Here is a 1,014-nt window from a genome sequence, read left to right as displayed (position 1 = left end):
GGGAAATGCCGACCCGCTGCGGCTCGATGCTTTCCCGCCGGCGGCGCAGGAAGGCCCCCAGCTGTTCAGCGCGGGACGGCTGCGCGGGGCTTTCCGCAGCGTGGCTGGCAGGGGCGTCGAGTGGCATGGCGAAGTCCTCCGGAGGGCAGACGGGTAGCGCCAATACCAGGATAAGCAAGAACTGGTACCGGGTTAGCCAGAAGCGCATGCTGCCAGCCCACTCCCCTCCGCACAAGGACTCCGCCCATGCCCAGCGCCGTCTCGTCGTCGCGGCTCGGCCTCGCCGGGCTCTGCATCCTGCTGGCGGGGCAACTGTTGCCGATGATCGATTTCTCCATCGTCAACGTCGCCCTCGACGCCCTCGCCCATTCCCTCGGCGCCAGCGAAACCGAACTGGAACTGATCGTCGCCGTCTACGGCGTGGCCTTCGCCGTGTGCCTGGCGATGGGCGGCCGGCTTGGCGACAACTACGGCCGTCGCCGCCTGTTCGATCTCGGCGTCGCCCTGTTCGCCGTCGCCTCGTTGCTTTGCGGGCTGGCCGGTTCGGTCTGGCTGCTGCTGGTGGCGCGCGCCCTGCAGGGCGTCGGCGCGGCGCTGATCGTGCCGCAGATTCTCGCCACCCTGCATGTCAGCCTCAGCGGCCACGCGCATTCCCGCGCGCTGGCCGCCTACGGCGCCATCGGCGGCCTGGCCTTCGTCGTCGGCCAGGTGCTCGGCGGCTTCCTGGTCTCCGCCGACATCGGCGGCCTCGGCTGGCGCAGCGTGTTCCTGATCAACCTGCCGATCTGCCTCGGCATTCTCCTTTGCAGCCGCCGCTGGGTACCGGAGACCCGCGCCGAGCATGCCGCCCGCGTCGACGCGCCGGGCACCCTGCTGCTCGCCGCGCTGATCCTCTGCCTGCTGCTGCCGCTGGCTCTCGGCCCATCGCTGCACTGGTCCTGGCCCTGCGCCCTGCTGCTGGCGGCGGCGGTGCCGCTGCTGGCCTGGCTGTGGCGCACCGAGCTGCGCCAGGAA

General features: G+C 71.0%; 1 protein-coding gene and 1 pseudogene. One reads left to right on the top strand and one right to left on the bottom strand.

The window, feature by feature from the left end; all coding sequences use genetic code 11:
* Positions 1 to 208 (bottom strand): annotated as a pseudogene (locus FFS27_RS33135) (transcriptional regulator); the annotation flags it as partial.
* A gap of 38 nt (positions 209 to 246) precedes the next feature.
* Here FFS27_RS33135 and FFS27_RS33130 point away from each other — a divergent pair.
* Positions 247 to 1,014, top strand: a 768-nt coding sequence (locus tag FFS27_RS33130) for an MFS transporter (RefSeq protein ID WP_137952582.1), incomplete at its 3' end; no start/stop codon positions are given.

It is taken from the genome of Pseudomonas sp. 2VD, from assembly GCF_005503585.1.
In the GTDB taxonomy this organism is placed as follows: Bacteria; Pseudomonadota; Gammaproteobacteria; order Pseudomonadales; family Pseudomonadaceae; genus Pseudomonas; species Pseudomonas aeruginosa.
Note: the sequence above shows the minus strand (reverse complement) of the source record. Positions and strands in the feature narration are given on the sequence as shown.